The following is a 7734-nucleotide window of genomic DNA, read 5'->3' on the forward strand; positions in this document are numbered from 1 at the left end:
GATCGTGCCGGTCACGTACTGCAGCGTGACGAGCGCGACGTGGTGGTCGCGGCGGGCCTTGGCGAGGTTGCCGCGGGCCGAGCGGAGGTTGAGCTCGGCGTCCTCGACCTCGAGGCGGGTCTTCACGCCCAGCTCGAACCCCTTCTCGGCCATCTGGAGCAGCCGCTCGGCCTGCGTCACCGTTCCCTCGAGGGCGCGCACGACCTCGCCCGACTCGCGCACGCTGTTGACCGCCGTGCGGACCTGCAGCGAGATCTGGTCCTCGAGCCGCCGGCGCTCGATCTCCTGCGTCGAGAGGTCGGAGGCGGCCTGGCGCACCTTGCCGACCGTCTTGAGGCCGTCGAAGAACGGGAAGTGGAGGTAGACGCCGGCGGACCACGTCTTGCCGCGCGCCCGGGCGATGTCGATGTCCCAGTCCTTCCAGCCGTAGCTCCCCTTGAAGTCGAGGCGCGGCTTGTCCCCCGCCTTGGCGATCGTCAGCAGCTCGCGGTAGACGGAGACGGTGCGCCCCTGCGCGGAGAGGTCGGGGCGCTCGCGGAGGGCGACGGCGAGCGCGGCGTCGTAGTCGGGCGCGGCGCCGACCGCCGTCGGCAGCGCGCCCGCGGCGTCCACGTCCTCCGGGACCGCGAGGAGGAAGCGGAGCTGGTCGCGCGTCGTGCGCACGGCGTTCCGCGCGGCGAGCATCTCCGGGCGCGCGTTCTGCAGCGCGACGTCGGCGGCGAGGACGTCGTAGTCGGTCGCCGTGCCGAGCAGGTGCTTGCGCCGCGCCTCGTCGAGGTGGCGCTGCTTCTGGGCCACGTTCTGCTCGGCGATCGCCGCCAGCTCGCGCGCCAACAGCACGTCGTCGAAGGCGGCGGTCACGTCGCGCGCCGCCGCCTGGCGGTAGACGAGGAGCTGGTCGTCGGCCATCGCCAGCCCGACCTTGGCGGCGCGGATCGCCGCCCCGACCTGCCCCCAGGTGAAGAGCGCCTGGGAGACGGAGAGGTCGGCGGTGCGCGTCGTGGACTGCGTCGGGAACTCGAAGCCGCCGCCGGCGAAGATCTTCTGCGTCTCGTCGTCCCCCTTGTACTTGGCGAGGTCGAGCGAGAGCTGCGGCAGCGCGGCGGAGCGTTCCTCGACGTACTTGCCGCGGACGTACTTCTGGTACTCCTTGGCCTTCTCGACGTCGCGGTTCCGCTCCTGCACGGCGCGGAGCGCCTCGTCGAGAGTCAGCGTCCGCCCGGCGGGGGCGTCCGCCGGCGCGGCCGCGGCCCGCGCGTCGGCCGAGGGCGCGTCGGCGGCGCGCGCGGCGGTCGGCGCGAGCGGCAGGACCACCGCCGCGAGGCCGAGGATCGCGGAAACGACGCGGTTCATGCGATGGTCTCCTCGGCGGCGGCGCGCTTCCGGCGCCGCAGGCCGGCGAGGTCGTCGAGCAGCGTGTAGAACACCGGCACGACGATCAGCGTGAGCAGGGTGGAGGTGACGAGCCCGCCGATCACGGCGCGGGCGAGCGGCGCGCGGACTTCGGCGCCGGCCCCGAGGGCGAGGGCGAGCGGCAGCATGCCGCCGATCATCGCCAGGGTCGTCATCATGATCGGGCGGAGCCGGATGCGGCCGGCCTCGATCAGCGCGTCGCGCCGGCTCATCCCCTGCGCCCGCAGGTGCTTGGCGAAGTCGATCAGCAGAATCGCGTTCTTGGTGACGAGGCCCATCAGCATGATCAGCCCGATGAGCGACATCATGTTGAGCGTGTCGCCGGTGATCAGCAGCGCGGCGGCGAGGCCGACGATCGAGAGCGGCAGCGAGAGCATGATCGAGAGCGGGTCGAGGAACGACTCGAACTGCGCCGCGAGGATCAGGTAGACCAGGATCACCGCGAGGAGCAGCGCCTCGACCATGTAGCCGAACGACTCGGTCATCATCTCGACGTCGCCGGCGGGGACGATCGAGTAGCCGGGGGGGAGCTGGATCTTCGAGGCCGCCTTCATCGCGTTCTCGACGGCGGGGCCGAGGACGACGCCCTCGAGGTTGGCGGAGATCACGACCTGCCGGCGCAGGTCGCGGCGGTCGATCTGGGACGGCGTGGCCGCCCGCTCGTACGAGGTCAGCTCGCCGATCGGCACGAGGGCCGCCTTGCCGTCGGCGCCCCGCACGGCGAGCCGCAGGTCGCGAACGTGCTCGATGTCGCCGCGCAGGTCGAGCGGCAGCCGCACCCGCACGTCCACCGCGTCGCCGTCCTCGTCCTCGTAGGTGGAGACGACCTGCCCGCCGACGAGCGCGGAGAGGGCGCGGACGACCGCGCCGCTGTCGGCGCCGACCCGCGCCGCGCGCTCGCGGTCCACCGCCAGCTTGAACTCCGGGATGTCCTGCTCGAGCGTGACGTCCATGTCCACCACGCCGGGCACCTTGTAGAGCTCGCGCTTGACCTTGGCGGCGATCGCCTTGAGCTGGTCGATCTCCTCGCCGCGGATCAGCAGCTGCAGCGGCTTCTGCGAGAACTGGTCGGCGGAGTCGGAGACGGAGGCCTGCACGCCCGGCAGTCCGCCGAGCCACTGCCGGAGCTGCGTCTGGAACTGCGCCTGCGTGACTTTGCGTTTTCCCTTCGGGACCATCTTCACGTAGATCGTCGCGTCGCGGACGGTCCCCGAGTCGCCGGCGCCGATGCTGGCGTAGGTCCGCTCCACCTCGGGCAGCGTCTTGAGGTGGCGCAGCACGAGCTTCATCCGTCCCGCCGTCTCGTCGATCGAGGCGTCGGGGGCGGTGACGAAGCTCAGCCCGAACTCCCCCGCGTCCCAGCGCGGGAAGAACTCCGTCTGCAGCGAGGCGATGCCGACGATCCCGGCGAGGAAGGCGAGGAAGGCGGCGCCGACGACCGTCCAGCGGTGGTCGAGCGCCCAGGCGATCACCGCCTTGTAGCGGTCGGCGGTGCGGTCGAACCAGTCGTTGAAGCGGTCGAGGCGGCGCGCGAACCAGCTCCGCTTGCGGCCGGTGCGCTCGATGTCCGGGTCGATCCAGCGCGAGGAGAGCATCGGGTCGAGCGTGAAGGAGACGAACAGCGAGACCAGCACGGCGAAGGCGACCGTGATGCCGAACTGGTAGAAGAAGCGGCCGATGATCCCCTTCATGAACGCCACCGGCACGAAGACGGCGATGATCGAGAAGGTCGTGGCGAGCACGGCCAGGCCGATCTCGGCCGTCCCCTCCCGGGCGGCGGTGAAGTGGTCGGCGCCCTTCTCGAGGTGCCGGACGATGTTCTCGCGGACGACGATCGCGTCGTCGATCAGCAGGCCGATGGCCAGCGAGAGGGCCATCAGCGTCATCGTGTTCAGCGTCATCCCCATGAAGTTCATCACGATGAACGAGGAGACGACCGAGATCGGCAGCGTCAGGCCGGTGATGACCGTCGAGCGCCAGGAGTTGAGGAAGAGGAAGACGATCAGCACCGTCAGGAGCGCGCCGATGACCATCGTCTCCTGCACGTCCCGCACCGAGTCGCGGATCGGGCCGGAGGAGTCGCGCACGACCTGGATCGTCGTCCCCTGCGGCAGCTCGCCGCGGATCGTCTCGACCTCCTTGAAGACGCGGTCCACGACGGCGACGGTGTTGGCCCCCGACTGCTTGATCACGTCGAGCGCCACCGCGGGGCGGCCGTCCACGAAGGCCAGCGAGCGCCGCTCCTCGACGCCGTCCTTGACGTCGGCGACGTCGGCGAGGCGGATCGGCACGCCGCCGCGCGCGACGACGGCCATCGACTCGAACCCCTCGACCTGCTTCGGCCGGCCGGCGACGCGCATCGGCTGCTCGACCGAGCCGTGGTCCACGCGCCCGACCGGCACGTTGACGTTCTCGGCGGCGAGGCCGTTCATCAGCTCGTCCACGCCCATCCCGAGCGCCTGCAGGCGGTCGGGGCGGACGTCCACGTTGACCTCGCGCGTCGTCGGCCCGACGACGTCGAGCCGCCCCACGCCGGAGAGGTTCTCGATCCGCCGGCGGAACCGCTTGTCCACGAGGGTCGAGAGCTCGCGCGCGGTGAGGCTCTTCGACTCCATCGCCAGCGAGACGATCGGCAGCGAGCCGAACTCGAACTTCTCGATGATCGGCTCCTCGATCCCCTGCGGCAGCTGCCCGCGGACCTTGCCGATCTTGGTGCGCGCCTCCTGCGCGGCGTCGTTGACCTTCACCTCGAGCTGGAACTCGACGAAGACCAGCGACACCCCCTCGCGGGACTGCGAGTTGACGTGCTTGACGCCGGCGATCGGGTTCACCGCCTCCTCGACCCGGCGCGTCACTTCGCGCTCGACCGTCTCCGGCGAGGCGCCGGGGAACTTGGTCGTGATCAGCAGGAACGGGATCTCGACGTCGGGGTACATGTCCACCGCGAGGCGCTTGTACGAGAACGCCCCCAGGGTGACGAGCGCGAGCATCATCACCGCGGCGAACACGGGCCGCTTGATGGAGAGGTTGGAGAGGAACATCGCTCACTCGCCGGCGGCGGGGACGACCTTCAGCTCGTCGCCGTCGCGCACGTTGAAGGCCCCGCGGGCGACGACCGACTCGCCCGCCTTGAGGCCGGAAACGATCTCGACGTAGTCCCCCTGCGGCCGGCCGGTCTTGACCTCGCGCAGCCGCGCCTTGCCGCCGTCGATCACGTAGACCGAGCCGGCGCCGTTGGCCACGTCCCAGGAGAGGAACGAGGCGCGCGGCGCCTGGAGCACGCCGGCGCGCCGGCCGACGACGATCCGCCCGCGGGCGAACATCCCCGCCCGCAGCTGGTCGTCGGCGTTGTCCACCGCGGCGAGGACCTTCACCGTGCGGCTCGCCTCGTCGATCGCCGGGTTCACGTGGCTGATCCGCCCCTGGAAGGCGCGGCCGGGGAAGGCGTCCACGCTGAACTCGAGCGGCGCGCCTTCCTGCAGGTCGGCGAAGCGCGCGGCCGGCACCTCGACGGTCAGGTCGAGGCGCGAGTTGTCCACGACGCGGAACATCGGCGTGCCGGCGCCCGGCTCGCCGACGAGGTCGCCGGGGTTGCAGGTGCGGAGCGCGACCGCGCCGTCGATCGGCGCGCGGATCGTCGCCTTGTCGAGCCGCGTGTCGGCGTAGCGGGCGTCCTCCTCGGCCGCGCGGAGCTGCCCCCGCGCCGCCTCGAGCGCCGCCGCCGCCGCCTCGCGCGCCGTCTTGGCGTCGTCGAGCGCCTGCTGCGTGGCGAGGCCGTTCGCCTTGAGCTGCTCCATCCGGGCGCCTTCGCGCTCGGCCTGGCGCGCCCGCGCCTCGGCCTCGAGCAGCGCCGCCTTCGCCGACGCCGCCGCGGCCTTGGCCCGCAGCGCTTGGGTTTCCGGCTCGCGCAGGTCGAGGCGGGCGAGGGCCTGTCCCTTGCGCACCTTGACCCACTCGGCGACGTAGACGTCGCGCACGACGGCCGAGTACTCGGCGCGCACCGCGGCCTCGAACTTCGCCGTCAGCGTGCCGGTGACGTCGATCGCATCCACCCGCTCCGCGGGGGCGAGGGTGTAGGCCTCGACCGCGACCGCCGGCTTGCCGACCGGCGCGGCGCCGCCGTTGCGGCATCCGGAAAGAACGCCGGCGGCGAGCAGGGCGGCCGCGGCGACGTAGAGACAACGATGCTTCATGGGGTGTCCCTTTCCCGAACCGCGCGGCGTCACCGCCGAGACCCGACGCCGCGCGCGAAACCGTCCATCACGAGCTCGAGCATCCGCTTGTAGTCGGCGTCCCCCAGTTCGGGGTGCTCGCCGATGAGCCGCAGCTCCAGCGCCATGTTGAAGACGCCGAGGTAGATCCACGTCAGGTCGTCGAGGTTCCCCGGGGCGAACTCCCCCGCGGCGATCCCTTCCTCGAGCAGCCGGCGGACGGCGTCCACGACCTTCTTGTGGTTGCTGTCGAACTCGAAGAACGGCGCGCCCTGCGGCGGGCCGTAGTAGATCGAGTACCAGAGCCGCGCCTCGTCCACGTGCGTCTCGAAGAGCGCGAAGAGGTCTTCGGCCAGCCGGCGGAGCCGGACGCGGGGCGATTCGCCGCGCGCCATGTCGGCCTCGACGATCCCCGCCATCTGGCGGAAGGCGGCCTCCATCACGTGGAGGTAGAGCCCCTCCTTGCTGCCGAAGTGGTAGTAGAGGACCGGCTTGGTCACGCCGGCCTCCTCGACGATCTCGCGGACGGAGGTCGCCGCGTAGCCGCGGCTGACGAAGAGCTTCACCGCCGCCTGGAGGAGCCGGCTCTTGACCGGGCCTTCCTCGTTCGTTCCGTGGTGTTCCGACATGCTTGCACGCCGCTCCGGGGTGGACGCTACCTACCGGTCGGTAACATAGCGGGCCGCCCGCGGGGCGGCAAACCGTTTGTCGGTTCGCGCGGACCGTTCGCGCCCGGGCGGCCAGTTGCGCCGCGGCCCGCGGGGACCTAGATCAACCGTGCGCGCCCCGCGGCGCGCGAGGAGCCATGAAGCGCGCGCTGGCCTTCATCGAGCCGACCCCGACGCCGGTCACCTATATCCGCTTCTTCCAGCCGTTCGAGCGTTTGCGCGACCTGGGATGGGAGATGCGCACCCTCGGCGCGTCGATCGACGCGATTCGCCGGCCGGACGGCCTGCGCCTCGACCCGGCGCTGCTCGACGGCGTGGACGTCGTGATCTTTCCGCAGAACGTCGTGCCGTACGACTTCATGGGCACCGGCGACGCCGTCGGCCTCGTCGAGCGGTTCTGCGCCGACGCCAAGGAGCGCGGCGCGGCGATCGTCTACTCGCCCGACGACGCGATCCTCGACATCGATCCGCGCAACCCGACCTACGAGCTGGTCAAGCTGAGCTTCCCCAGCGTGCGGGCGGCGATCGCCGCCGCCGACGCCTTCTTCGTCACGACGCGGCGCCTCGCCGACGCGATCGAGACGGCCGGGCGGCCGGTGTACGTGCTGGAGAACGCCGTCGAGCCGGGCCGCTGGGGCGTGCGTCCGCGGCGCTCCGGCGAGTGGCGCGTCGGCTGGTCGGGCGGGGGCGGCGGCCACGCGCCGGACCTGCTCCTCGTCCTGCCGGCGCTCGAGGCGCTGCGGCGTCGCCAGCCGGTGCGGATCTTCGTGCAGGGGTTCAGCAACTCTCCGCTGCGCCGGATGGTGGAGGAGATCGAGGACCAGCTTCCGGGCTCGCCGGCGACGTTCCGCGAGGCGAGCGAGCGGGTGATCGAGCTGGCGCGGCGGCTCGTGGCCCTCGGCGCGGTGCACGACCCGTTCTGCCCGTTCGAGGAGTTGTTTCGGCGCCTGCCGGCGCTCGACCTCGACATCGGGCTCTGCCCGCTCGAGGACACGCCGTTCAACCGCTGCAAGTCGGCCAACAAGTTCAGCGAGTACGCGGTGACCGGCTCGTTGACGTTGGCGAGCGACGTGCCGCCCTACGCGGGGGAGGTCTCGACGACGTTGCCGAACGACCCCGCGGTCTGGGCGGAGGCGCTGGAGTTCTGGTTGCGGCGGCGCGAGGAGCGCGAGGCGGAGGCGCTGCGGCAGCGGGAGTTTGTGTTGCGGGAGCGGAACATCGAGACGATGCGGTTCCGCTGGGCCGCGGCGCTCGAGGCCGTCGTGGCGGCGCGGCGCAAGGCCGGCGTCTGAAGAGTCGGTGGGTCCGCGTGTCTTGCGGAGCAAGGCCCGCTGGTCTCGCGGCGCAGGGCCCGCTGGTCTCGCGGCGCAGGGCCCGCTGGTCTCGCGGCGCAGGGCCCGCTGGTCTCGCGGCGCCTCCGGTCGGGGGGGCGGGGGGGGGGG

At 71.9% G+C, this 7734-nt stretch carries 5 protein-coding genes; 1 reads left to right on the top strand and 4 read right to left on the bottom strand.

The window, feature by feature from the left end; genetic code table 11:
* The 4 genes from LLG88_06300 to LLG88_06315 all read right to left on the bottom strand — a co-directional run.
* On the bottom strand, positions 1 to 1353 hold a 1353-nt coding region (locus LLG88_06300; GenBank protein ID MCE5246516.1), incomplete at its 3' end, for a TolC family protein.
* Positions 1350 to 4454, bottom strand: a complete 3105-nt coding sequence (locus tag LLG88_06305; GenBank protein ID MCE5246517.1) for an efflux RND transporter permease subunit — start codon at positions 4452 to 4454, stop codon at positions 1350 to 1352. The genes LLG88_06305 and LLG88_06300, both read right to left, overlap by 4 nt.
* 3 nt (positions 4455 to 4457) lie before the next feature.
* A complete protein-coding gene (locus LLG88_06310) occupies positions 4458 to 5606 on the bottom strand; it encodes an efflux RND transporter periplasmic adaptor subunit (protein MCE5246518.1) in 1149 nt (382 codons plus the stop codon).
* Positions 5607 to 5635: 29 nt separating this feature from the next.
* A complete protein-coding gene (locus LLG88_06315; protein ID MCE5246519.1) occupies positions 5636 to 6253 on the bottom strand; it encodes a TetR/AcrR family transcriptional regulator in 618 nt (205 codons plus the stop codon).
* A 176-nt stretch (positions 6254 to 6429) separates the two neighbouring features.
* On the opposite strand from LLG88_06315, the gene LLG88_06320 reads away from it, so the two are divergent.
* Positions 6430 to 7584, top strand: coding sequence for a hypothetical protein (locus tag LLG88_06320; GenBank protein MCE5246520.1), 1155 nt, complete (start codon positions 6430 to 6432; stop codon positions 7582 to 7584).
* The last annotated feature ends 150 nt before the right edge of the window (positions 7585 to 7734 follow it).

This window comes from bacterium, assembly GCA_021372775.1.
Lineage (GTDB): Bacteria > Acidobacteriota > Polarisedimenticolia > J045 > J045 > JAJFTU01.